Raw genomic sequence first — 23,330 nt, 5'->3', positions numbered from 1 at the left:
CCCGTGGAGGGTGTCCACAGCACGGAAGCCGTCATCGACAACGGCTCCTTCGGCACGCGCACGATCCGGTTCGAGACCGGTCGCCTCGCGCGCCAGGCGGCGGGAAGCGCCGTCGTCTATCTCGACGACGAGACCATGGTCTTGTCCGCGACCACCGCGTCCAAGCATCCCAAGGAGAACTTGGACTTCTTCCCGCTCACCGTCGACGTCGAGGAGCGGATGTACGCCGCGGGCCGGATTCCCGGCTCGTTCTTCCGCAGGGAGGGCCGGCCGTCCGAGGACGCGATCCTCACCTGCCGCCTGATCGACCGGCCGCTGCGCCCGTCGTTCGTCAAGGGCCTGCGCAACGAGGTCCAGGTCGTGGCGACCGTCATGTCGCTGCACCCGGAGCACCTGTACGACGTGGTCGCGATCAACGCGGCCAGCCTGTCCACGCAGCTCGCCGGCCTGCCGTTCTCCGGCCCGATCGGCGGCGTCCGCGTCGCGCTGATCGAGGGCCAGTGGGTGGCCTTCCCGACGCACACCGAGCTCGAGAACGCCACGTTCGACATGGTCGTCGCGGGCCGTGTCCTGGCGGACGGCGACGTCGCGATCATGATGGTCGAGGCCGAGTCGACGCGTGACACGCTCAAGCTGGTCGCCGAGGGCGCGGTCGCCCCGAACGAGGAGACCGTCGCCCAGGGCCTCGAGGCGGCCAAGCCGTTCATCAAGGTCCTGTGCGACGCGCAGGCGAAGCTCGCCGGGGTCGCCGCCAAGGAGACCGCCGAGTACCCGATCTTCCTGGACTACCAGGACGACGTCTTCGAGGCCGTGAACGCCGCCGTCGGCACCGAGCTGGCCTCCGCGCTGACCATCGCGGGCAAGCAGGAGCGCGAGCTCGAGATCGAGCGGGTCAAGGCGCTGGCCGCGGAGAAGGTCCTGCCCGACTTCGAGGGCAGGGACAAGGAGATCGGCGCCGCGTTCCGCTCGGTGACCAAGAAGCTGATGCGCGCCCGCGTCCTCAGCGAGGGCGTCCGGATCGACGGGCGCGGCCCCAAGGACATCCGGCAGCTCAACGCCGAGGTCCACGTGGTGCCGCGGGTGCACGGGTCGGCCCTGTTCGAGCGTGGTGAGACCCAGATCCTCGGGATCACGACGCTGAACATGCTCCGCATGGAGCAGATGATCGACACGCTGAACCCCGAGCGCACCAAGCGCTACATGCACAACTACAACTTCCCGCCGTACTCCACCGGTGAGACCGGCCGCGTGGGCTCGCCCAAGCGGCGCGAGATCGGCCACGGGGCGCTCGCCGAGCGCGCGCTCATCCCCGTGCTGCCCTCGCGCGAGGAGTTCCCGTACGCGATCCGGCAGGTGTCGGAGGCGCTGGGCTCGAACGGCTCGACCTCGATGGGTTCGGTCTGCGCCTCGACGATGGCGCTGCTCGACGCGGGCGTCCCGCTCAAGGAGATGGTGGCCGGCATCGCCATGGGTCTCATCAGCGAGGGCGACCAGTACGTCACGCTGACCGACATCCTCGGCGCCGAGGACGCCATGGGCGACATGGACTTCAAGGTCGCGGGCACCAAGGACGTCATCACGGCCCTGCAGCTCGACACCAAGCTGGACGGCATCCCGGCCAGCGCGCTGGCCGCGGCGCTCCGGCAGGCGCGCGGCGCCCGCCTGGCGATCCTGGACGTGATGCAGGAGGCCATCGACTCTCCGGCGGAGATGAACCCGACGGCGCCGCGCATCATCACGATCAAGGTCCCGGTAGACAAGATCGGCGAGGTCATCGGCCCGAAGGGCAAGATGATCAACCAGATCCAGGACGACACGGGCGCCGAGATCACGATCGAGGACGACGGCACGATCTACATCGGCGCCACCGACGGCCCGTCCGCAGAGGCGGCCCGGTCGCTGATCAACGGCATCGCGAACCCGCACATGCCGGAGGTCGGCGAGCGCTACCTGGGCACGGTCGTCAAGATCGCGGCCTTCGGCGCGTTCGTCTCGCTGCTGCCCGGCAAGGACGGCCTGCTGCACGTCTCCCAGATCCGCAAGCTGCACGGCGGCAAGCGCATCGAGAACGTCGAGGACGTCATGAGCGTCGGCGAGAAGATCCAGGTCGAAATCGCCGAGATCGACGCCCGCGGCAAGCTGTCCCTGGTGCCGGTCGAGGTCGTCGAGAAGGAGGCCGCGGAGAAGGCCGCCGGCGGCGGCGCCGAGGGCGAGGACGCACCCGCCGCGGCGGCCGTCGAGTCGCAGGACGAGCAGCCGCGCTCGGAGAGGCCGCGTCGCCGCACCCGCGGCGGCCGGGATGACCGCAACTCGTGACGACCACGACTCTGCACCCCGGTAAGGACGGCGCGGGGGTCATCCGCCGCACCGTCCTTCCCGGTGGTCTCCGAGTGGTGACCGAAACGATGCCGACCGTGCGCAGCGTCGCGGTCGGCATGTGGGTCGGCATCGGATCGCGCGACGAGGCCCCCGAGCACATGGGGGCCACCCACTTCCTCGAGCATCTGCTCTTCAAGGGCACCCCGACGAGGGACGCCATGGAGATCTCGGCGTCCATCGAGGGCATCGGCGGTGAGATCAACGCGTTCACCGCCAAGGAGTACACCTGCTACTACGCGCGGGTGCTCGACGAGGATCTGCCGGTCGCGATCGACGTGCTCGCCGACGTCGTGACCTCCTCGCTGGTCACCGCGGAGGACGTGGAGTCCGAGCGCGGCGTGATCCTCGAGGAGATCGCCATGCACGACGACGATCCGTCCGACGTGGTGCACGAGCAGTTCTCCGCCGAGCTGTACGGCGACACGCCGATCGGGCGGCCGATCCTCGGGAACGAGGATTCGATCAATGCGCTCACCCGTGACCGCATCGTCGAGTACTACCAGCGCTATTACCTGCCGCCGCACACCGTCGTGTCGGTGGCCGGGAACGTGAGCCACGAGCGGGTGGTCGAGTTGGTTGCCGCGGCGTACGAGCGGGCGGGGGCGCTGGGCAGCGTGGCCAGTCCCGCGCCGCCCCGTCTGGGCGGTCCGGGCGTCGCGGAGCGTTCCGGCATCAGGGTCGTCGACCGTCCCACCGAGCAGGCCAACCTGGTCCTCGGCATGACGGGAGTGTCCCGGACCGACGAGCGGCGCTTCGCCCTCGGCGTTCTGAACGCGGCCCTCGGCGGCGGCATGTCGTCACGCCTCTTCCAGGAGATCAGGGAGAAGCGCGGCCTGGCCTACAGCGCGTACAGCTACACCTCCCAGTACGCCGACACCGGCCAGTTCGGCATCTACGTCGGCTGCCTGCCGTCCAAGATCGACGATGTGCTGAAGATCTGCCGTGACGAGGTGGCCAGGGTCGTGGCCGAGGGCATCACCCCCGAGGAGATCGCCCGCGGCAAGGGCCAGATGCGCGGCGGGCTCGTGCTGGGGCTGGAGGACACCGGCTCACGCATGTCCCGCATCGGCAAGAGCGAACTCGTCTACGAGGAGCTCATGTCGGTGGACGACGTCCTCGCCCGGATCGAGGCGGTCACGCCCGACGACCTCACGGCCGTGGCGGCGGACATCCTGAACCGGCCGCTGACGCTCGCCGTGATCGGCCCCTACGCCGACAAGGACTTCGGCTTCGCCATCGCCTGAGGCACCTGAGCCCCGATCGTCGTCTCGAAGCCGCGCGTGCGCCCGTCGCCCGCGCGGCTTCGTCATGTCGGGACACGAGGCCGATATAGCCTTGGGCGCGTGATTAAGGTCGGAGTTCTGGGCGCTCGCGGGCGCGTCGGTGTGGAAGTCTGCAAGGCCGTGCACGCGGCGGAGGACCTGGAGTTGGTGGCGGCCGTCGACAAGGACGACCCCCTCGAGGCTCTGGCGAGCGCGGAGGTGGTCGTCGACTTCACCCACCCCGACGTCGTCATGGGCAACCTCGAATGGTGCATCGGCCACGGCATCCACCCCGTGGTCGGCACCACGGGATTCGACGCGGCACGGCTCGAGACCGTGCGCGGGTGGCTCGCCGCCAACCCGGGGACCAACGCGCTGATCGCGCCCAACTTCGGCATCGCCGCCGTCCTCATGATGCATTTCGCCCAGCAGGCGGCGAAGTACTTCGAGTCGGCCGAGATCGTCGAGCTGCATCACCCCAACAAGGCCGACGCGCCCTCGGGAACGGCCCGCCGTACGGCCGAGCTGATCGCTGAGGCGCGCACGAAGGCGGGCCTCGGCCCGTCGCCCGACGCCACGACTTCCGAACTGGCGGGCGCGCGCGGGGCCTCTGTCGACGGCGTCCACGTGCACGCCGTACGGCTGGCCGGGCTGGTCGCCCACCAGGAGGTGATCCTCGGCGGTGACGGGGAGATCCTGACGATCCGGCACGACACGATGAACAGGTCGTCCTTCACGCCGGGCGTGCTGCTCGGCGTCCGGCGCATTCAGGGGCTCGACGGGCTCACGGTCGGCCTCGACCGGCTTCTCGACCTGTAACGGGCCTCGCGGGTACGGCTGCCGGCGTCTTCGCGGCGGCAGCCGTACGAGCTGGAGGTCAGAGGGCGAGACCGAGCGCGAACAGGACGCCGAAGACGAGCTGGAGGCGGCCGGTCTGCTGCAGCGTGGCGATGAGCGCGGGGCCGGTCGCGCCGGAGCGGACCGCCTTGACGGGTGCCGCCACCAGGGGGACGGCCAGCAGGGTGAGCAGCGTGAAGGGCCGCGCCGGGACCAGAAGCAGCGCGATCACGATCGGCAGGATCAGGGCCGCCGCGTAGAGCGTGCGGGTGCGGCCGTCACCGAGGACCACGGCGAGAGTCCGCTTGCCGGACACCCCGTCGGTGCCGATGTCGCGCAGGTTATTGACGACCAGCAGGGCGCACGCGAGCAGCCCCACCGGGATCGCCGCGACGAGGGACAACCACGTCACCCGCTCGAGCTGGACGTAGGTCGTGCCCGCGACGGCCACCAGGCCGAAGAACACGAAGACCGATATCTCGCCCATGGCGCGGTAGCCGTACGGACGGGATCCGCCGGTGTAGAACCAGGCGGCGAGGATGGCGGCCAGCCCGACCAGGAGGAGCCACCACGCGCCGGTCGCGATCACCAGGGCCAGACCGGCGACCGCCGCGGCGGCGAAGCACGCGAGAGCGGCGGCGAGCACCTGTTTCGGCGCGGCCGCGCCCGAGCCGACCAGCCGCATCGGGCCCACCCGGTCCCGGTCGGTGCCCTTGACCCCGTCGCTGTAGTCGTTGGCGTAGTTCACCCCGACCTGCAGGGCGAGCGCCACGAACAGGGCGACCACGGCCCGCCACCAGACCGCGCCGCCTTGGGAGATCGCCGCCCCTGTGCCGACGACGACGGGGACGACGGCCGCGGGGAGCGTACGGGGGCGCGAGCCCGCTAACCACTGAGCTGGTGTGGCCACATTCTTACCTTTTCTTGCTTGTCTTGCCTTCGCGGGACCGCGGAAGGGACGCCTCAGATGCATGATCACGGACTGGATGCCCGCAGGTCACAGCCGCGCGCGCGAATCCGTGCATGATCACGCGGGAGGTGTGCGCAGGCCGGAGGCCATGTGCACGAACCTGTGCATGATCACGCGCAAACCCCCCCGGGGGGCCGGGGGGTCAGCTGATGTCGGTGGTCAGGCGGATCATCCGGATGGGGCGGCCCATGTCGAGCACGCGCTCCGCGCCGTCCTCGCCCCAGCCGGCCGATTCGAGGAAGCCGATCATCGCGTGGTCGTCGGCGAAGACCCAGGTCACCACCGTGCGGAAACCGTCGTCACGCAGGTGGTCGACGGTGGCGTTGAGCAGCCGGCTGCCGTGTCCGCGCCGGATGTGATTGGGGTCGATCAGCAGGGTCAGCAACTCGGCGGTGCTGGAGGCGTTCACGTCGGGGTCCTCGGCCGGGCCGTGCGAGGCGAGCCCCACGACGCGGTCGGAGTCCGGCACCTCCTCGCCCTCCGAGCTGTCCGAGGCGTCGCCGTCCGGCATGACACGTTCCACCGCCACGAGCACGCGGTGCCGGGGGGTGGGCGGCGAGGTGATCGCCTCGTCCCACTGCCGGCGCCACATCTTCTCTGCCGACGCTCCGGTCATCTGCTCCAGCGGACCGAGGGGCAGGAAGTCGCGGTAACCGTACTTCCATGCGCGGATCTGGGTGCTCGTCACCGCTTCGACGTCCTCAAGACGGGCAGTTCTGACACCCATCCGGCTCAACTCCCTTCCTTGCCCGTATCACCGTACTGGTCGGCGTGCTCTGATGAGTCGTCCGCCCGACGTCGCGCCCGATATGTCCGAGTTTTGCTGCGGTTCCCGCACACGCGCATCGAGCACCAGGAGCGGGACCGGTTCTTCGAGGAGTCGAGGAACGCCCACTGGCAGGTGCTCTCGGCGCACACCTTCAGCCGCGGCCAGGTCCCGTCGGCGTGCGCGGCGGGGATCAGGGCGGCGATCCTCGCCAGCCCGGCCTGCGCTCCGGTGACCGCCGGCTCCAGCGACGGCGTCCCGCCGATCAGCGTCACCCGCATCGGCAACGCGCGCAGCGCGGAGGCCAGTTCCTCGGAGGCGTCGTAAGGGACGCCGTCGTGGCCGGCGATCAGGGCCTGCCGCAGTCCCTCGCGCAGCCGGGTCGCCACCAGGAGGTCGCCTTCCATGGCGCTGTCGGCGGCGTCGATCAGCCCCTGCTCGCGGAGCCATACGGAGAGTTCGGCGGGGGAGGACAGCTCATCGGCGTCCTCCTCGACGTCGTAGGTGTTCACGAAGTCGCGGAGCAGTTCCGCCGGACTCGTCATGTGAGTGATCGCCTCCTGCCACCACTGTAAGGGAGTCGCGGGTCATGAAATACTCAACACCAGTGTAAGTGTTTTACTGGTGTCTATAATTCTGGAGGAGCGATGCGATTCAGCTACCTGGCCTACCTGGCCGTGCAGGAGAAGAACCGCCGCGAGCGCAGGCGTGCGCTCGCCGTCCGCAAGAAGCCCGCCGCCGCCCGCTGAAACGGCACTTCGGGCGATGAAGCGTCTCACCGGGCCCGATCGTTTCCGGCTTCATCGAGGAGGCCGCGGAGCGCGACGGCGAAGCGCCGCACACCCTCGTCGAGCTCGGCGAGGGTGACGGCCGCGATGTGGGTCAGCCGGATCCGCGGGCCCGGCGGCTCGGAGGGGTAGTAGATCCGGCCCGGGCTCACCAGGACGCCCTCCCGGCGCGCCGCCTCCACCAGGGTCGCCTCGTCGGCCTCCGCGGGCAGCCGCAACCAGACGTGCAGGCCTCCCCTGGGGACGAGATGGACCGTCGCCTCGGGGGCGTGGCGGGCCAGGCCGGTGAGAAGCGCCGCCTGCCGGGCGTCGACCTCGCGCCCGACCGTCGCGAGGTGCCGGCGCCATCCCGGCGAACCGACGAACTCGAGTGCGGTCTCCTGAAGGGGGCCGGCGACGAAGAAGGACTCGACGACCTGGCTCGCCCGCAGCCGTTGGGCGGCGGGGCCTCGAGCGATCAGCCCGGCCACCCGCAGGCTGGGAGCGGTGATCTTGCTCAGCGACAGGATGTGGACGACCGTGCCGTGGCGGTCGAGGCTGACCAGCGGAGGCGGCACCGGCCCCCGGGTGAGATACCGCGCGTAGTCGTCCTCGATCACGAAGGCCCCGGCGGCCGCGGCCACGGCCAGCACCTGTTCCCTGCGATCGAGGGACAACGTCGCCCCCGTCGGGTTGTGGAGTGTCGGCTGGCAGAGGAAGACCCTCGCGCCGGTGACCGCGAAGGCCTCCGCCAGCAGGTCGGGACGCACGCCGTCGACGTCGACGGGCACGGCGGTCGCCCGCAGCCCTGCCGCCCTCGCCGCGGCCAGCGCCCCGGGATAGGTGGGGGTCTCCACCAGCACGGGCTCGCCGGGTGCGGCCAGCGCGCGGAAGGCGTGCGTCAGCGCCGACTGGCCTCCGCTGACCACCAGCACGTCGCTCTGCGTCACCGTGCCGCCGACCTCGCTCGCGAACCACCGCCGCAGGTCGGGCAGGCCGTTGAGGGGCGGCACCGCCCAGCTTCCGGGTCTCCGTACGGCTCTCGCCGCCGCGGCCGACAACTCCCGCACCGGCCGGAGTTCGGGGTTCAGGTAGCCCCCCGTCAGCGGGACGACCCCGTCCGGCGGCTGCGCGAGCAGGCTCACGACGCCGGAGTCGTCCACGACCCTGTCCCCGAGGGAGACCGTCTGCCACGACAGGTCCGGAGCCTCGGCCGCGGGCGCCCTGACCGGCGCCACGAACGCTCCGCTGCCCGGCCGCGTCACCACTCGCCCCTCGGCGGCGAGCTGGGCGATGGCCCGCGAGACCGTCACCGGGCTCACCCCGTGGCGGCGCATGATCTCCCTGCTCGACGGCAGTCGCTCGCCGGGCCGCGACGCGTCCACCTCGGTGCGGAGGATCGCGGCAAGACGCACGATACTGCTATCGTCATTCATGAAAGTTGACAATAGCGCTATCGTCACGCTTCCGGTAGCGCAGTCCCCCGCGGAGGGACGGCGGCACGCCTGGCATGGCACTCTGCTCGCCGGCCTCGGAGTGATCGCGTTCTCCGGCTCGTTTCCCGCGACCGTCTTCGCGATGCGCGGCCTCGATCCCTATCTGGTGGCGATGGGGCGGGCGGCCTTCGCCGCCGTCCTGGCCGCCGTCTCCCTCAAGGCGGCGGGCGCGCCGATCCTGCCGCCGCGGGCGCATCTCCGGTCCTACGTGCTGATCGTGCTCGGCGTGGCCGTGGGCTTCCCGTTGTTCAGCGGGCTGGCCCTGCACGGCGGCGCGAGCACGGCGCACTCCGCGGTCGTCATCGGTCTGCTGCCGGCGGCCACCGCCGCCTTCGCCGTCCTGCGGGCAGGGGAGCGGCCGCGCCCGCTCTTCTGGCTCGCGTGCGCCGGTGGAGTGGTGTCGATCACGGCGTTCACCCTCACCCGGGGGAGCGGGGAGTTCGCCGTCGCCGACCTGCTGCTCGTCCTCGCCCTGCTCTCCGCGGCCGTCGGGTACACCGAGGGCGGCCGGCTGGCCCGCTCGGAGCCGGGCTGGCGGGTCATCTCGTACGCGCTGGTCGTGGCGGCGCCTGTCACGGTGCCCGCGACAGTCGTGCTGGCGCTGGTCACCGAGCCCCGGCTCACCGCCGTGTCCGTGGGGGGCTTCGCCTACGTCAGCCTGATCTCGATGTTCCTCGGCTTCATCCCCTGGTACGCCGGGCTCGCCAGGGGAGGGATCGCCCGCGCCGGGCAGGTGCAGCTGGCGCAGCCGCTGCTCACCCTCGTCTGGGCCTGGTTGTTCCTGGATGAGCGGTTCGGCATGGCGACGGTCGTGGCCGCGGCGGCTGTACTCGTCTGCGTCGCGGTGAGCCAGGGCAGCCGGCGGTCCGGCGGTTGAACGAGAAGCATGGCCGGGAAGGGCTTGAATCGTGTAACAGGTCGGCGCAGGATAGGGCTGAAACTGTCACACCATTCGAGCGGCGGTGAAGCGATGGCGGACGTCACGATTCCCGAAGGCGGTCTGTGGCCCGCACCCGAGGTCCCGCAGCCGAACATCTACCCGATGGAGTGGCGGGTCGAGACGGCGAAGCTGGCGGCGATCTACGAGAAGTCGAAGCGGATGGTGTGGAATCCGGCCGACCTTCCCTGGGACCTCCTCGATCCGTCGGCGTTCACGCGCGAACAGCGGCTGGGGATCATGTACTGGTTCTCCGTGCTGGCCAACTTCGACGCGTCCGGGCCCGCCGTCTTCGCGCGTGCGACGATCCAGGCGTTCGAGAAGCACGAGGAGGATCCCGTCCGCAAGTGCTTCTTCTCGATCACCCGGGACGAGATGAACCACGAGGAGTGCTGCCAGCGGTCGATCGCCCGCCTGTGGCCGGGCGGTCCGCTCGACTGGCAGCCGTCCACCGACCTGGAGCGCGCCGCGCACAACAACATCGGCTGGCTATACCACAACGGCGGCCGTTACTGGACGGGCTACAACGCCGCCGTGGGGAAGTACTCGCTGGCCGTGCTCTTCACCAGCTTCATGATGGGGGAGATGGCCGCCTCGACGCTGTTCCGGGGGATGGCCTCCGCGACCGCCCACCCGGTGTTCTCCGAGATGTTCCACAAGATCGGCCGGGACGAGTCGCGCCACCTGCAGATCTGCATGACGATCCTCGAGAACGAGTGGCCGGGGCTCACCGATGACGTGCGCGGCCTCATCACCAGGCAACTCCGCGCCGGCTTCGTGTTCCTGTCGATGATCCTCTGGGAGCCGCCGGAGGGCTTCTGGGAGATCCCGCCGTACTTCCTGCACAACCACCGGGTGCTCATGGACCACGCGCGGGAGGCCGGGCTCGGCGTGTTGTCCTACGAGGACCAGGCGGAGAACTGGCGGGTCGCCATGGCGCGCGTCCGGGTGATCGTCGAACGGTGGGGCATCGAGTTCCCCGCGATCCCCGAGCTGGACATCGAGGGCGTCGCGGTCGACGTGATCGACCCCGAGGACATCATCCCCGTGTTCTGACCCGGTCCGGGCGCGCTCGTGGCGTGATCTGCAATACACGTGTCGTGGACGCCATGCCGTCCTGCTGGCCACGATGGACGGCATGGAACGACGCGTCGTGATCGTGGTCTTCGACGGATTTCAGCTGCTCGACCTGGCCGGGCCGGCGGACGTGTTCGACACCGCGAGGCTGCTCGCGGCCGAGTACGGCTACCGCGTCGAGGTGACCGCCGTGCGGTCCGGTCAGGTGGTGGCGCAGAACGGGATCGCGACCGTCGTGCAGACCCCGCTCGACCGGATCGAGGGGCCGATCGACACGCTCATGATCGTGGGCGGCCTGTCCGCGCAGAAGCAGCGGCGTGATCGGGACCTCGTCAGGGGGATCACCCGTCTGGCCTCCGTCTCACGCAGGGTCGCCTCGGTGTGCAGCGGCGCCTTCCTCCTGGCCGAGGCCGGGCTGCTCGACGGCAGGCGCGCGACCACGCACTGGCTGACGGCCTCCGAACTGGACGCCGGCTATCCCGAGGTCGAGGTGGACGCCGACCCCATCTACGTCAAGGACGGCGACGTGTGGACCTCCGCCGGAGTCACCGCCGGAGTGGACCTCGCCCTCGCCCTCGTGGCGGAGGACCACGGCCACGCGCTCGCGCGGGACATCGCGTGCGGGCTCGTGGTCTACCTGCACAGACCCGGAGGGCAGAGCCAGTTCAGCACGGCCATGCACGCCGTCGTCCCACGCCTGGAGCCGCTCCGGGCGCTCCAGGCCTTCATCGACGCCAACCCGGCTGAGGATCTCAGCGTGGCCGCCCTCGCACGTCGTGCCGGGATGAGCGAGCGCCACTTCTCCCGAATCTTCACCGAGCAGACCGGCATGTCACCCGGCAGGTACGTCGAGCGCAGCAGGGCGGACACCGCCCGGAGGCTGCTCGAGGTCACCGCCCACCCGCTGGACCGGGTCGCGAGGGAGTCCGGGCTCGGCGCGCCGGAGACCCTCTACCGCGTGTTCCGCCGCCACTGGCGCATCTCACCCGGCGACTACCGTCGCCGGTTCCAATCGAAGGAGAACCGACCGTGCACGTCGCCATCCCCCTCTACCCCCGCTTCACCGCCCTCGACGCCGTCGGGCCGTACACGGTGATGGCGTTCGCGCCGGGCTGCACGGTCACCTTCGTGGCCGCGCGCCCGGGGCCGGTCGTCGACGACCGGGGAAGTCTCGGCCTGACGGCGACGGCGTCATTCAGGGACGTCCCCCGCCCGGAGATGATCGTCGTTCCCGGTGGGCCCGGCACGACGGAGGCGCTGAACGACGCGGATCTGATCGCCTGGATCGCGGAAACGCACGAACACACCGCCTGGACGACGTCCGTCTGCAGCGGCGCGTTCCTGCTGGGGGCTGCGGGCCTGCTCACGGGCCGGCGGGCGACCACCCACTGGGGGTGGCTGGAACAGCTCGCCGTTTTCGGGGCCGAGCCCGTCAGCGAGCGCGTCGTCGTGGACGGGAAGATCGTCACGGCGGCGGGCGTCTCTTCCGGCATCGACATGGCGCTGACCCTGCTTGCCCGTCTCGGCGACGTGACGACGGCGCAGGCCGTCCAGCTGGCCATCGAGTACGCCCCCGAGCCGCCGTTCGACGCCGGTTCGCCGGCCACCGCCCCGGAGGGACTGGCCGCTCGGGCGCTCCAGCTGATCGGCTGACCCCGGGCGGTTCCGGGAACCGGTCGGGCGGAGAGCGGCGGGCGCGATCCCCGGAGCATCCGGCCGGTCGAGGGACTACGGGCGGGGCTGCTCGTCCTCGGGGGAGACGAAGCTGCCCCGTTGCGGGACCGTGTAGATCCAGCCCTCCTCGCGCAGGACCGCGATCGCCTTGCGCGCGGTCTCGCGCGCCACGTCGTACTGCTGGACCAGCGTGGTCTCACTCGGGACGGGACGGCGGGGGCGCAGATCTCCACTGCGGATGCGGTCGACGAGATCGTTCGCGATCTGCCGGTACAGGGGGATCCTGCGCGGCTCCCGCGCCGCCTTGCTCGAAGGGCCGACGAACGTGCCCTCTCCCTGCACCGTGTAGATCAGGCCTTCCTCGCGCAGCAGGTGGAACGCCCGCCGGGCCGTGGTCCTCGCCACGCCGTACTCGCTCTGGATCGTCGCCTCGCTCGGCACGGCGTGTCCGGGTGCGAGGTCGCCGCGCAGGATCTGCTGCCGGATGATCTCGGCGATCTGCACGTATAGATGAGTGTCACCGTCGTGGTCGAGCACGCTCGAAAGATAGGCGACCCGGAACGGGGCCTCTCGTAGGGCTATGTCTATTTAGACCGAACTATTCCACTAGACAGGAGCATACAACTAGACGTATCTTCGATCCGTGTCAGAGGGAAGGGCGATCCTGCGCCAGGCCGCGTCGGTGACGATCACATGGTCGAGGAACCGCAGGTCGACGGTCTCCGCGGCCTCGCTGAGCCGGGCGGTGACCTCGAGATCGGCCGCGCTCGGCTCGAGCGAACCGCTGGGGTGGTTGTGCGCGAGCGCGAAGGCGGCCCCGCCGGAGACGAGGACGGTGGTCACGATGTCGCGGACCGGCGCGGAGGTGTGGTCGGTGCCGCCCTCGCTGATCACGGTCCGCCTGATCACGGCGCCGCGGGGGTCGCAGATCACGATCACGAGCTTCTCGCGGGGACAGCCGTGGAGGAGCGGCGCGGCCACCGTCGCGACGTCGGCCGAGCAGCGGACGCGGAGCCGCTCCGGCTCGGCCTGCGCCCGACGCATGAGATGGAACGCGGCCGCGATGCGCGCGGCCTTGGCGGGCCCCACGCCGGGCACCGCCAGCAGGCGGTGTGCTTCGGAGCGGGAGAGCTCGCCGAGATCGCCGCAGTGGGCGATGAGCTGGGAGGCGAGCTCGACGGCGCTGACGCCCCTGCTGCCCGAGCCGAGCAGCAGGGCGAGCAGCTCTCGATCGGCCAGGGCCGTCGCACCCGAGCTCAGGAGTCGTTCACGAGGCTGGTCGGCCGGGGGCAGGTCCTTGACGCGCATCGGCACCTCCGGAGGGGGGATCCGGAATGGTTGTACCAGCGGTCACCGACAGTCACAGGGAGACGGGAATTCCGTAGACCAGGCGGAACTTGTCGCCCGGGATCACGATGTCACTGGTCTCGACCGGGCGGTCCGCGGCCCAGTGGGTTCGCTCGACGTGCAGGACCTGAACTCCTGCGGGGAGCTCGAGCAGGTCGCTCTCGGTCGGTTGCGGCACCCGCACGTGAACGCTCTCACTGATCTCCGTGATCTTGGTGCCGTTCGCCGCCATGCGCGACACCGTGCTCCTGCGCTCGGAGGTGCCCTCTTCCGGGGCCTGGCTCTGGCCGAACTCGATCAGCTCGTAGGACGTCGCCAGCTGCATCGGCTTGCCGTCGCCGCGGTAGACGAAGCGGATCCTGATCACGGGGCTCCACTGGCTGAGCTGCAGGCGTTGCGCGATCTCCGGCGGCGCCTCGGCGAGCTCGCTTCGCCAGTTCCAGCTCGGCTGCCGGCCGCCGGCCTGCATGTCCATGGCGAAGGGGGTGTGGGGTTCGGGGACGCGGCTGCGGTAGGACGGCAGCAGCGTGGGCTTCTCGCGGACCCGGTGGCCCGAGCCCACCCGTCCGACGATCAGACCCTCCTGGGCCAGCACGCGCAGTGCGTGCCGTGCGGCGGTCTCGCCGACGCTGTACTTCCTGGTGATCTGATGCCGCGAAGGGATCGGAGCTCCTGGCGGAAGCGTGCCATCGACGATCTGACGGCGGAGGTCCTCGACTACGCGCAGGTAAACCGGATCAGAGTTGGCCATCAATCCATCCCTCGGGGGCTGGGCGGAACCCCAATCTTGGCGTATTCGCCAGACAACCCTGAGTAATGAAGCTCGCCTGTGGCTCCAACTTTGCCAGCCGAAAGGTGGCCCAATGGCCCAATGTGGTGCTCCACGGTCAGGTCCCCAATTTCAGGATTCTTCGCGCAATCTCGACGTGATCACCGGCGGCGCACGTCCGTCGGGAGAGCAGGGCCGCAGCCGTCCCGTTCCCCGCGGCGCGTCGGCTCCCCGGAGCGCATCGGCGAAGGTCCGCGGCTCGGCCAAGACCCGTGCCCGCCGACCGGCCGAGGCAGAGTCGCCGTACCACGGCATCCACGTCGCCCCGCTCCAGCCGGAGCACGTGAAGATCAGGTGGTTGAAGGACACGCGGCGCTGCGACCACGTACGGGTCCGCAGACATACCTGCGACTGCAAGTCGACGATCTACGAGCTGTGCCACGCGGGTGGGCTGATGTTCATCCGGCGGACGATTCGCGAAGGCGACGCTCAGATCGCCCACGAAACCGAACGACTCATCACGGCCCGCATGGAAGATCTATGGATGAGGCTGATTCTTGGGCAGGCGCGCTGAGCGTCCGGCGGTCCGCGGCGGGCTTCGGAAAAATTCTCACCAGTAGCGTGTAACGCCCGCGTAAGACGCGGCGATTCTCCGGTAGAGGCCGCTGATGTGTGTACCCCCGAGCACATATCGGCGGTCTCTTTCGTTGCCCGGACATGATGTGGATCGCCCGTCTTCGTCCCGCGTGTCGCGAGGGCGGCGATGACTTCGGCATAACGGGGTGGCGGGGTCCACGGGCATGTCGGGATCCAGGTAGCGTTCCGTCTATGGCATCGCCAACTGGAACCTCCGACGCCCCCTTCGGCCGCATGCTCACTGCGATGGTCACGCCGTTCACCTCCGACGGCGCGGTCGACTACGAGGGTGTCCAGCGCCTCGCCACCTACCTGGTGGACGAGCAACGCAATGACGGTCTCATCGTCAGTGGAACCACGGGGGAGTCCCCCACCACCACGGACGAGGAGAAGGACCGCATCCTGCGAGCGGTCGTGGAAGCCGTGGGTGACCGCGCGAGCGTGGTCGCCGGCGCGGGCACCAACGACACCCGCCACAGTGTGGAGCTCGCCCGCGCCGCGGAGCGTGCCGGGGCGCACGGGTTGCTGGTGGTGACCCCTTACTACAACAAGCCTCCGCAGGAGGGTCTGGTCCGCCACTTCACGGCGGTGGCCGACGCGACCGAGCTTCCCGTGATGTTGTACGACATCCCCGGCCGCACCGGCGTCCCGATCCAGACCGAGACCCTGGTACGGCTCGCGCGGCATCCCCGCATCGTCGCCGTCAAGGACGCCAAGGGCGACCTGTTCGCGGGGTCCCAGGTCATGGCCACGACGGACCTGGTGTTCTACTCCGGCGACGACCTGCTCAACCTGCCCTGGCTGTCGGTGGGCGCGGCCGGCGCCGTCAGCGTCGTCGGCCATGTCGTGGGCGCCGAGCTGGCCTCGATGATCGACCTGTACGGCTCCGGCGACGTGGCGGGCGCGCTCGCCGTCCACCGTCAGTTGCTGCCGGTGGTCACCGGCGTCATGCAGCGGACCCAGGGTGCGATCATGGTGAAGGCCGCGTTGAAGCTGGCCGGCCAGGACGCCGGCTTCGTCCGGCCGCCGCTGGTGGACGCCACCCACGAGCAGGTCACCCTGCTGCGCGAAGACCTCATCGCCGGAGGTCTCAAACTTGCTGACAGCTGAGCCGTGCGGGACGCGTCACGTCCCGCACCGCGCGGCCCTCGTGGTGCCGCGCCCCGTCGTCTTCGGCCGGAGCCAGCCCCCGGCCCTTGCGCCACGTCCCCTTCCCCGGGTCGCGGCGTTCAGCACGTTGTCCATAATCCGTGAGTCATATGGAGCCGAATGAGCGAGCGAAATACCAGAGATAGCCACCGGGACGAGCGCGGGGGGGAGCTCTCATGAGTCACCCGCATCCTGAACTCGCGCCGCCGCCGCCGGTGCCCGAGAACGGCCTGCGCATCGTCGCGCTCGGTGGTCTGGGGGAGATCGGCCGCAACATGGCGGTCTTCGAGTTCGAAGGCCGTCTTCTCATCGTCGACTGCGGGGTGCTGTTCCCCGAGCCCGACCAGCCGGGCATCGACCTGATCCTGCCCGACTTCGACTACATCAGGGATCGCCTGGACGACGTCGAGGCGGTCGTGCTGACCCACGCGCACGAGGACCACATCGGCGCCGTGCCGTACCTGCTGCGCGAGCGGGTCGACATTCCGCTGGTCGGGTCGCGGCTGACCCTGGGCCTGATCGAGAGCAAGCTGGCCGAGCACCGGATCCAGCCGGTCAAGGCCGAGGTCATCGAGGGGGAGCGGCGCCGGTTCGGGCCGTTCGAGTGCGAGTTCTTCGCGGTGAACCACTCGATCCCGGACGCACTGGCGGTGGCAGTCCGCACGCCCGCGGGAATCGTGCTGCACACCGGCGACTTCAAGATGGACCAGTTGCCGATGGACGGGCGGCTGACCGACCTCGGCGGCTTCGCCCGGCTCGGGGCCGAGGGCGTCGACCTGCTGATGTCGGACTCGACCAACGCGGAGGTGCCCGGCTTCGTCACGAGCGAGCGAGAGATCGCGCCGGTCATCGACGACGTGTTCCGCACGGCCGACAAGCGCATCATCGTGGCGAGCTTCGCCTCGCACATCCACCGGGTCCAGCAGGTCATGGACGCGGCGGAGGCGCACGGGCGCAAGGTGGCCCTCATCGGCAGATCGATGGTCCGCAACATGGGCGTGGCCCGCGACCTCGGTTACCTGAAGATCCCCGCCGGGCTGCTGGTCGACTCCAGGGAGATCGAGGAGTGGCCGCCGGAGGACGTGGTGCTGATCTGCACCGGATCCCAGGGCGAGCCGATGGCGGCGCTGTCGCGGATGGCCAACCGGGACCACCCGATCCGTATCGCGGCGGGTGACACCGTTCTGCTGGCGTCCTCGCTGGTCCCCGGCAACGAGACCGCGGTCAACAAGGTCATCAACGGGCTCACGCGCTGGGGCGCGAAGGTCATCCACAAGGGCAACGCGCGCGTCCACGTGTCGGGTCACGCGGCGGCGGGCGAGCTCCTCTACGTGCTGAACCTCACCCAGCCGTCCAACTTCATGCCGGTGCACGGCGAGTGGCGCCACCTGCGGGCGCACGCGCACCTGGCGAGCCTCACGGGGGTCCCGCAGGAGAACATCGTGATCGCCGAGGACGGAGTGGTCGTCGACCTGGTCGACGGCAAGGCCTCCATCGTCGGCGCGGTGCCCTGCGGCTACGTGTTCGTCGACGGCACATCGGTCGGCGACATCACCGACGTGGCGCTGAAGGACCGGCGCATCCTCGGCGACGAGGGGTTCATCTCCATCGTCATCGTGGTCGACTCCACCACGGGGAAGCTGGCGGGCGGACCGGAGATCACCGCGCGTGGGTCCGGCATCGACCCGGAGGCGTTCGACGCGGTCATCCCGCAGATCGAGATCGCTCTCCAGGAGGTCGCCGCCGCCGGGGTGGCCGACATCATGCAGATCCGCCGCACGGTGCGCCGTACCGTGGGCCGCTGGGTCAGCGACACCTACCGTCGCCGCCCGATGATCATTCCGGTGATCGTCGAGGTCTAGTCCCGCCGGGGCCGCACTCCGGTGTGGCCCCGCACGGCGGACGCCGTTGCGCCTCACAACGGCGCTGACATAGCGTGCCGCCCATGTCTGAGGTGAGCGCGGACGGGGTGCGGGTCGTCTACCGCAAGTACGGGGGCGGCCTGCACTGGAACCACGCCGGGCGGCTGCTCGGCGAGGACGAACACGGGGTGTGGGTCGGCTGTCCCGCGGGGACCGTGGCCCGGAGGGGACATCGTCCGCCGGTGACGTGGGTGCACGCGTTCGTGGGCCTGTTCCCCCGCGACGCGTGGTGGACCGCCGTGTTCTACGCGGCCCCGCACGAGATGGAGATCTACTGCGACGTCACGTCCGTGCCGCGGTGGCACGGTGACGAGGTGACCATGCTCGACCTCGACCTCGACGTCATCCGGTTCAGGGACGGCCGGCTTCACCTGGACGACGAGGACGAGTTCGCCGAGCACCAGGTGCGGTACGCCTATCCGGACGATGTCATCAGCCAGGCGGAGCTGTCGGCCGCCTGGCTGATGGACGCCGTGGGGCGTGCGTCCGGCCCCTTCGGCGGCGCGCACACCCCGTGGTTGTCACTCGTCACCTGACGGCGGCGGGCTCGGCGGGCTCCTCGTGCTCGGGGATCACCTTGGGCACCCCGCGCAGCGCGAACAGGGTCGCGACCGCGAGGCAGACGAGGATCCCCGCGGCCGTCAGCACGGTGACCTGGATGCCGCCCACGAACGCCTGCTTGGCCGCGCCCGTGACGGCCGCGGCCACGTCACGGGGCAGCGTGGCGGCCGCCTCGATCGCCCCGCCGAGGGTGTCGCGGATCTGGCCGTCCGCCGCGGCGGGCACCCCGGTCGGGACGTCGATCCCGTTGCGGTAGGCGCTGTTGAGCACGCTGCCGAGAACGGCGATCCCCAGCGCGCCGCCGATCTCGTGGGCGGTCTCGGAGATGGCCCCCGCGGCCCCGGCCCGCTCCTTCGGCGCCGTCGCCAGCACGGTGTCGTTGGTGACGGCGAAGGTGAAGCCGATGCCCACCCCCTGGATGATCATGGCGACGAGGAGATAGGGGTAGCTGACCTCGACCCCGATCCGGCTGAACAGCGTGAACCCGACGGCGACCAGAAGCATGCCGAGGGCGACGACCGGCCCACGCCCGATCTTCTGGACGAGCGGTCCGGCGAGGGCGCCGCCGGCGCCGCCGGCCAGCCCGCCCGGCATGCCCGCGAGCCCGGCCATGAGCGGGGTCCAGCCGGCGACCAGCTGGAAGTACTGCGCGAAGACGAGCGACATGGCCAGCAGGGCGAACATGGCGACGAGTTCCGCGCCGACCGCCGCGGAGAACGAACGACGGCGGAAGAGCCGCACGTCGATGAGCGGTTCGGCGAGCTTCGTCTGCCGGCGGACGAACACGACGAGCGCGGTGAGGCCGACGACGGCGGAGACGGCGACGGAGACCTCGGCGACCCCGTGGTAGGCGGCCTCCTTCAGGGCGTACACCAGCCCGAGCACCCCGATCACCGAGAGCGGGACGCTGACCGGGTCGATCCGGCCCGGGCGGGGGTTGCGCGACTCCGGCAGCACGAGCAACCCGGCGACGAGGATGATCGCGACGACCGGCACGTTGATGAGGAAGACCGATCCCCACCAGAACACGTCAAGCAGCGCACCGCCGATGATCGGCCCGAGGGCGAAGCCGATGGCCGAGACGCTGCTCCAGACGCCGACGGCGGTGGTCCGCTGCCGGGGGTCGGTGAAGACGTTGCGGATGAGCGACAACGTCGACGGCATGATGGTCGCCCCGGCGACGCCCAGCAGGGCCCGGGCCGCGATGAGCAGGCCGGGATTCGGCGCGTAGGCCGTCACGACGGAGGCCGCGCCGAAGGCGACCGTGCCGATGAGCAGCAGCCGTTTCCTGCCGATCCGGTCGCCGACGTTGCCCATGGTCACCAGCAGGCCGGCCAGCGCGAAGCCGTAGATGTCGGCGATCCAGAGCAACTGGGTCGCCGACGGGTTCAGGCTCACGACCAGCTTGGGCACGGCGAGGTGCAACACCGTGAGGTCGATGGACAACAGCAACATGGCGAGGCAGGCGATCACGAGCGTGCCCCATTTACGGGTGTCGTTCATGCCGTCAGCGTGTCCGGGAGCGCTGACGAGTCAGCCACCGAACGCTGACAGGTGCCGTGCGAGAACGGTCAACGCGGGCTCGGGGGCGTCGGTGACCGCGGTCATGCGTTCGGCCGTCAGTCGCGTGCCGCGTTCGTAGACGTCGTCGTAGACGCCGTCGCCGAGGAGGGCGCGGCAGCGGGCGACGACCCTGGCCGCGTCGGGATCTCCGATGGGCGCCGAGCCCCGAAGGGCCGTGCCGACACCGAGCAGCAGGGCCGCCCGCTCGCCGTCATCGTGGAGCAGGGCGACACCCGCGAGCCCCTCCGCGACCCGGGCCGCCAGGGAGAGGTCGCGGTCGCTGACCACCGTGGCGAGCGCGCGCCGGTGCCAGGCGAGGGCCTCCGCGGCGTCGTTCCCCATCTGCGCGATCCAGCCGAGGGCCAGGAACAGGCGTACTCGTGCCTCCTCGGCGGCGTAGGAGTCCGCGGTGCACTCCGCCAGCGCCTTCTCGAACAGCGCACGCGCCACGCCGAGGTCTCCGTGCAGGCGGGCCATCTCGCCGAGCCCCAGATGCGCGATGGCGAGGATCTCCGGCGCTCCCGCCCGGCGGGCCAGTGCGGCGGCGCGCTCGTAGTCGGCCCGGGCTCCGGCGTCGTCGCCGATCCGGACCCGTCCACCGGCCCGGCGGGACAGGATCTCGGCCACGTCCAGCACGGCGCCCAGTTGCTCGGCGAACTCCAGGGCCTCGTTGCAGATCGCCTCGACCTCGCCGTAGTCGCCTCGCAGGGTGACCAGGTCGGCGAGGGCCGACAACATGGTCACCAGCAGCCACCTGTCGCCGACGGCCCTGACCGCGGCCACCGACGCGACGACCTGGTGCTCGGCCTCCTGGAGCCGCCCGTTGAAGGCCTGGAGGAACGCGCTGCCGAAGTTGACGAGCGCGCTCACCCACGGATCCGCGTCGAGCAGGCCGGGCGGGACCTCGAGGACCGTGCCCCGTTCCGGCGGGCCGCCCACGATCGCGCGCACCATGTAGACGTACGGCTGGCGGGGAACCGTCGGCAGGCCGTCGACCATCCGGAGGGCGGTCTCCATGGAGGGGCCGAGCCCGGCGTCGTGACCGTCGCCCCACACGACGAAGAGCGCGGACAGTGCGTACTCCTCGTCGAGCCCGTCCGGGACCTGCGGGCCGATCCGCGCCAGCAGGTCTCTCGCCAGTCCGGTGGCCTCGCTCCGCAGGCCGCGAAGGAGCCAGTATCCGGTCGAGGCGGACAACAGGCGCAGCGCGCGGGCAGTGTCACCCGAGCGGGCCGCCCTGCGTACGGCCGCGTGCAGGTTGTCGTGTTCGTCGTCCAGCCGGCGAAGCCAGTCCAACTGCTCGGACCGCCGCAGATGGACGTCCGCGGTCTCCGCGAACCGGAGGAGGTACGCGGAGTGCGCGTCGTGCAGCCGTTCCTCCTCGCCCGCCTCCACGAGCCGCTCCGCGCAGAACGCCCTGATGGTGTCGAGCATGCGATAGCGGTCGCCGACCACCTCGACCAGGGACTTCTCCACGAGAGAGGCGAGCACGCCGTCGGTGCCCGGCACGCCGCACACCTGCTCGGCCCCGTTCAGGGTCGCTCCGCCGACGAAGACCGTCAGGCGTCGCGCGAGCGCGCGCTCGGTGTCGTCGAGCAGGTTCCAGCTCCACTCGACCACCGCGCGCAGTGTCCGATGCCGCGGCTGAGCGGTACGGCTGCCGCGTGACAACAGGGCGAAACGGTCGGCGGGAGAGCCGTCCCCGGGCTCCGGCGTCGTCTCCGCGCCGGTCCCCACGGCCACTCCGAGCCGGGTGGCGATCTCGGTGGCGCTCATCGAGCGCAGCCGGGCGGCGGCCAGTTCGATGGCGAGCGGCAGCCCGTCGAGCGCGCGGCAGACGCGCAGGACGTCCTCGGTGATCGACGCGTCGAGTTCGAAGCCGGGCCGTACGGCGCGGGCGCGCTCCACGAACAGTTCGACCGCCGGGTAGGAGAGGGCGTGGCCGGCGCCGCCCGAGGGGGGAAGGGCCAGCGGGGGAACGGGGACGAGCCGTTCGCCGGTGATGCCGAGCGCCTCGCGGCTGGTGGCCAGGACGCGCAGAGACGGGCAGGCGGCCAGCAGCCGGTCGGCGAGCCTGGCGGTCTCCTCCACGACGTGTTCGCAGTTGTCCAGCACGAGCAGCGGCGGGCGGTCGCTGAGGGCGGCGACGAGCCGGGCGAGCGGGTCGGGTGGCGCCGCCTGCCGCCCTGGAGCGGAGCCGGCCAGCAGGCCGGTCTCCTGGAGGCCGAGCGCGGCGAGGACGGTCTGGGGCACGTCCGTCCCGTCGCCGAGCGGCGCCAGCTCGACGAAGCAGACGCCGCCGGGCCTGCGCGCCGCCGCCTCGGCCGCGAGCCGGGTCTTGCCGGTGCCGCCGGGCCCGGTGAGGGTGACGAGCCGTGCCTCGTCGAGCAGGGCGTCGATGAGCCGCAGCTCCTCCGCACGTCCGACCATCGTCGTGAGCTGGGCCGGCATCGACCGGCGTGCCGCCGTGGCGGGGGACAGGGAGGGGTCGGAGCGGAGCACCGCCAGGTGGATCGCGGACAGTTCCGCCGAGGGGTCGGCGCCGAGTTCGTCGGCGAGCCGGCGCCGCGTGTCCTCGAAGGCGGCCAGCGCCTCCGCCTGCCGGCCGCCGGAGTACAGCGCTCGCATGAGCTGGCCGATTGATCGTTCGCGCAGCGGATGGGCCGTGACCCGCTGCTGCAGCTCGGGCAGGAGATCGCGGTGCTCGCCGAGCGCGAGCGCCGCGTCCGCGAGGTCCTCCGCCGCGTCCAGGCGCAGCTCTTCCAGCCGCGCAGCCTCCGTCGCGGCGAACGGCGCGTCGGGGACGTCGGCGAGGGCCGGGCCGCGCCACAGGCCAAGCGCCTCACGCAGGAGCCGGGCCGCCGCGTGATGGTCGCCGGACGACAGGGCGCGCCGTCCCTCGGCCGCCAGCCGTTCGAAGCGGAGCGCGTCCACGTCGTCGGGGTCGACGGCGAGCCGGTAGCCGGCCGGGTGCCGCACCACGAGGTCTCCGAACTGCTGGCGTAACCGGGAGACCTGGGCCTGGAGGGCGTTGGTCGCGTTCGCCGGAGGCTCGGCGCCGTAGAGGCCGTCGATCAGACGCTCGCCGGTGACCACTCGTCCCGCACCGAGGAGCAGCAGTCCGAGAAGCGCGCGAAGGCCCGGTCCTCCGACGGGGACCGGGCGCCCGTGCTCGAGCCAGACCTCTGTCTGGCCGAGGATGCCGAACCGCATGACAG

At 70.8% G+C, this 23,330-nt stretch carries 20 protein-coding genes; 11 read left to right on the top strand and 9 right to left on the bottom strand.

Annotation, left to right across the window (positions count from 1 at the left end; all coding sequences use genetic code 11):
- The first annotated feature begins 3 nt into the window (after positions 1 to 3).
- From Pka01_RS12000 to dapB, 3 genes are all read left to right on the top strand, one after another.
- Positions 4 to 2,316 (top strand): polyribonucleotide nucleotidyltransferase, encoded by a 2,313-nt coding sequence (locus Pka01_RS12000; protein WP_203882769.1) that lies wholly within the window; start codon positions 4 to 6, stop codon positions 2,314 to 2,316.
- Positions 2,313 to 3,623 carry a M16 family metallopeptidase gene (locus Pka01_RS11995; protein WP_203882768.1) on the top strand — a complete coding sequence of 437 codons (1,311 nt, stop codon included), beginning with the start codon at positions 2,313 to 2,315 and terminating at the stop codon, positions 3,621 to 3,623. The genes Pka01_RS12000 and Pka01_RS11995 overlap by 4 nt, the downstream gene beginning before the upstream one ends.
- 99 nt (positions 3,624 to 3,722) lie before the next feature.
- Positions 3,723 to 4,460, top strand: a complete 738-nt coding sequence (gene dapB / locus Pka01_RS11990) for a 4-hydroxy-tetrahydrodipicolinate reductase (protein ID WP_203882767.1) — start codon at positions 3,723 to 3,725, stop codon at positions 4,458 to 4,460.
- A 58-nt stretch (positions 4,461 to 4,518) separates the two neighbouring features.
- Here dapB and Pka01_RS11985 read toward each other — a convergent pair whose 3' ends face one another.
- From Pka01_RS11985 to Pka01_RS11970, 4 genes are all read right to left on the bottom strand, one after another.
- Positions 4,519 to 5,388: a 1,4-dihydroxy-2-naphthoate polyprenyltransferase gene (locus Pka01_RS11985; protein WP_203882766.1), complete on the bottom strand. Its 870-nt coding sequence runs from the start codon at positions 5,386 to 5,388 to the stop codon at positions 4,519 to 4,521.
- Positions 5,389 to 5,590: 202 nt separating this feature from the next.
- Positions 5,591 to 6,175, bottom strand: a complete 585-nt coding sequence (locus Pka01_RS11980) for a GNAT family N-acetyltransferase (RefSeq protein WP_203882765.1) — start codon at positions 6,173 to 6,175, stop codon at positions 5,591 to 5,593.
- Between the two features lie 5 nt (positions 6,176 to 6,180).
- Positions 6,181 to 6,759 carry a CGNR zinc finger domain-containing protein gene (locus Pka01_RS11975; RefSeq protein ID WP_203882764.1) on the bottom strand — a complete coding sequence of 193 codons (579 nt, stop codon included), beginning with the start codon at positions 6,757 to 6,759 and terminating at the stop codon, positions 6,181 to 6,183.
- A gap of 230 nt (positions 6,760 to 6,989) precedes the next feature.
- Positions 6,990 to 8,417 carry an aminotransferase-like domain-containing protein gene (locus Pka01_RS11970; protein ID WP_203882763.1) on the bottom strand — a complete coding sequence of 476 codons (1,428 nt, stop codon included), beginning with the start codon at positions 8,415 to 8,417 and terminating at the stop codon, positions 6,990 to 6,992.
- Here Pka01_RS11970 and Pka01_RS11965 point away from each other — a divergent pair.
- The 4 genes from Pka01_RS11965 (at position 8,416) to Pka01_RS11950 (ending at position 12,144) form a co-directional block, all read left to right on the top strand.
- Positions 8,416 to 9,354 (top strand): DMT family transporter, encoded by a 939-nt coding sequence (locus Pka01_RS11965; RefSeq protein WP_203882762.1) that lies wholly within the window; start codon positions 8,416 to 8,418, stop codon positions 9,352 to 9,354. The two genes, Pka01_RS11970 and Pka01_RS11965, sit on opposite strands and share 2 nt — an antisense overlap.
- A gap of 93 nt (positions 9,355 to 9,447) precedes the next feature.
- On the top strand, positions 9,448 to 10,470 hold the full coding sequence (locus Pka01_RS11960; RefSeq protein WP_203882761.1) for a hypothetical protein: 1,023 nt from the start codon (positions 9,448 to 9,450) through the stop codon (positions 10,468 to 10,470).
- Positions 10,471 to 10,552: 82 nt separating this feature from the next.
- Positions 10,553 to 11,587, top strand: a complete 1,035-nt coding sequence (locus tag Pka01_RS11955) for a GlxA family transcriptional regulator (protein ID WP_203882760.1) — start codon at positions 10,553 to 10,555, stop codon at positions 11,585 to 11,587.
- Positions 11,521 to 12,144 carry a DJ-1/PfpI family protein gene (locus tag Pka01_RS11950; protein WP_203882759.1) on the top strand — a complete coding sequence of 208 codons (624 nt, stop codon included), beginning with the start codon at positions 11,521 to 11,523 and terminating at the stop codon, positions 12,142 to 12,144. Before Pka01_RS11955 ends, Pka01_RS11950 begins: the two co-directional genes overlap by 67 nt.
- Before the next feature lie 75 nt (positions 12,145 to 12,219).
- Here Pka01_RS11950 and Pka01_RS11945 read toward each other — a convergent pair whose 3' ends face one another.
- The 3 genes from Pka01_RS11945 to Pka01_RS11935 all read right to left on the bottom strand — a co-directional run bounded on the left by Pka01_RS11945 (position 12,220) and on the right by Pka01_RS11935 (position 14,263).
- The gene (locus Pka01_RS11945) at positions 12,220 to 12,702 is read right to left on the bottom strand and encodes a GntR family transcriptional regulator (protein ID WP_203882758.1); all 483 of its coding nucleotides are present in this window, start codon (positions 12,700 to 12,702) and stop codon (positions 12,220 to 12,222) included.
- 87 nt (positions 12,703 to 12,789) lie between these two features.
- Positions 12,790 to 13,473 (bottom strand): RadC family protein, encoded by a 684-nt coding sequence (radC, locus tag Pka01_RS11940; protein WP_203882757.1) that lies wholly within the window; start codon positions 13,471 to 13,473, stop codon positions 12,790 to 12,792.
- Positions 13,474 to 13,525: 52 nt separating this feature from the next.
- Positions 13,526 to 14,263: a GntR family transcriptional regulator gene (locus tag Pka01_RS11935; RefSeq protein WP_203882756.1), complete on the bottom strand. Its 738-nt coding sequence runs from the start codon at positions 14,261 to 14,263 to the stop codon at positions 13,526 to 13,528.
- Positions 14,264 to 14,438: 175 nt separating this feature from the next.
- Between Pka01_RS11935 and Pka01_RS11930 the strand changes: the two genes are divergently transcribed.
- The 4 genes from Pka01_RS11930 to Pka01_RS11915 all read left to right on the top strand — a co-directional run bounded on the left by Pka01_RS11930 (position 14,439) and on the right by Pka01_RS11915 (position 18,524).
- The gene (locus tag Pka01_RS11930) at positions 14,439 to 14,855 is read left to right on the top strand and encodes a hypothetical protein (protein WP_203882755.1); all 417 of its coding nucleotides are present in this window, start codon (positions 14,439 to 14,441) and stop codon (positions 14,853 to 14,855) included.
- A 254-nt stretch (positions 14,856 to 15,109) separates the two neighbouring features.
- The gene (dapA, locus tag Pka01_RS11925) at positions 15,110 to 16,027 is read left to right on the top strand and encodes a 4-hydroxy-tetrahydrodipicolinate synthase (RefSeq protein ID WP_203882754.1); all 918 of its coding nucleotides are present in this window, start codon (positions 15,110 to 15,112) and stop codon (positions 16,025 to 16,027) included.
- Between the two features lie 215 nt (positions 16,028 to 16,242).
- The gene (locus Pka01_RS11920; protein ID WP_203882753.1) at positions 16,243 to 17,928 is read left to right on the top strand and encodes a ribonuclease J; all 1,686 of its coding nucleotides are present in this window, start codon (positions 16,243 to 16,245) and stop codon (positions 17,926 to 17,928) included.
- Between the two features lie 83 nt (positions 17,929 to 18,011).
- Positions 18,012 to 18,524 (top strand): DUF402 domain-containing protein, encoded by a 513-nt coding sequence (locus tag Pka01_RS11915; protein ID WP_239114917.1) that lies wholly within the window; start codon positions 18,012 to 18,014, stop codon positions 18,522 to 18,524.
- Here the strand turns inward: Pka01_RS11915 and Pka01_RS11910 are convergent.
- Together Pka01_RS11910 and Pka01_RS11905 are read right to left on the bottom strand one after the other, a co-directional pair.
- A complete protein-coding gene (locus Pka01_RS11910) occupies positions 18,517 to 20,052 on the bottom strand; it encodes a DHA2 family efflux MFS transporter permease subunit (protein WP_203882752.1) in 1,536 nt (511 codons plus the stop codon). The genes Pka01_RS11915 and Pka01_RS11910 overlap by 8 nt on opposite strands.
- Positions 20,053 to 20,082: 30 nt before the next feature.
- Positions 20,083 to 23,325: an AfsR/SARP family transcriptional regulator gene (locus tag Pka01_RS11905; RefSeq protein WP_203882751.1), complete on the bottom strand. Its 3,243-nt coding sequence runs from the start codon at positions 23,323 to 23,325 to the stop codon at positions 20,083 to 20,085.
- Between the last annotated feature and the right edge of the window lie 5 nt (positions 23,326 to 23,330).

The organism is Planotetraspora kaengkrachanensis, assembly GCF_016862895.1.
Classification (GTDB): domain Bacteria; phylum Actinomycetota; class Actinomycetes; order Streptosporangiales; family Streptosporangiaceae; genus Planotetraspora; species Planotetraspora kaengkrachanensis.
The sequence above is the reverse complement of the archived record's forward strand: the minus strand, read 5'-3'. Positions and strand labels throughout refer to the sequence as shown.

Bases quoted from the DNA above. Each gene is read 5' to 3' on its own strand.
- Pka01_RS11980 (WP_203882765.1), bottom strand. From the start codon at position 6,175: ATGGGTGTCAGAACTGCCCGTCTTGAGGACGTCGAAGCGGTGACGAGC.
- Pka01_RS11975 (WP_203882764.1), bottom strand. From the start codon at position 6,759: ATGACGAGTCCGGCGGAACTGCTCCGCGACTTCGTGAACACCTACGAC.
- Pka01_RS11965 (WP_203882762.1), top strand. From the start codon at position 8,416: ATGAAAGTTGACAATAGCGCTATCGTCACGCTTCCGGTAGCGCAGTCC.
- Pka01_RS11970 (WP_203882763.1), bottom strand. From the start codon at position 8,417: ATGAATGACGATAGCAGTATCGTGCGTCTTGCCGCGATCCTCCGCACC.
- Pka01_RS11960 (WP_203882761.1), top strand. From the start codon at position 9,448: ATGGCGGACGTCACGATTCCCGAAGGCGGTCTGTGGCCCGCACCCGAG.
- Pka01_RS11955 (WP_203882760.1), top strand. From the start codon at position 10,553: ATGGAACGACGCGTCGTGATCGTGGTCTTCGACGGATTTCAGCTGCTC.
- radC (WP_203882757.1), bottom strand. From the start codon at position 13,473: ATGCGCGTCAAGGACCTGCCCCCGGCCGACCAGCCTCGTGAACGACTC.
- Pka01_RS11935 (WP_203882756.1), bottom strand. From the start codon at position 14,263: ATGGCCAACTCTGATCCGGTTTACCTGCGCGTAGTCGAGGACCTCCGC.
- dapA (WP_203882754.1), top strand. From the start codon at position 15,110: ATGGCATCGCCAACTGGAACCTCCGACGCCCCCTTCGGCCGCATGCTC.
- Pka01_RS11920 (WP_203882753.1), top strand. From the start codon at position 16,243: ATGAGTCACCCGCATCCTGAACTCGCGCCGCCGCCGCCGGTGCCCGAG.
- Pka01_RS11915 (WP_239114917.1), top strand. From the start codon at position 18,012: ATGTCTGAGGTGAGCGCGGACGGGGTGCGGGTCGTCTACCGCAAGTAC.
- Pka01_RS11910 (WP_203882752.1), bottom strand. From the start codon at position 20,052: ATGAACGACACCCGTAAATGGGGCACGCTCGTGATCGCCTGCCTCGCC.
- Pka01_RS11905 (WP_203882751.1), bottom strand. From the start codon at position 23,325: ATGCGGTTCGGCATCCTCGGCCAGACAGAGGTCTGGCTCGAGCACGGG.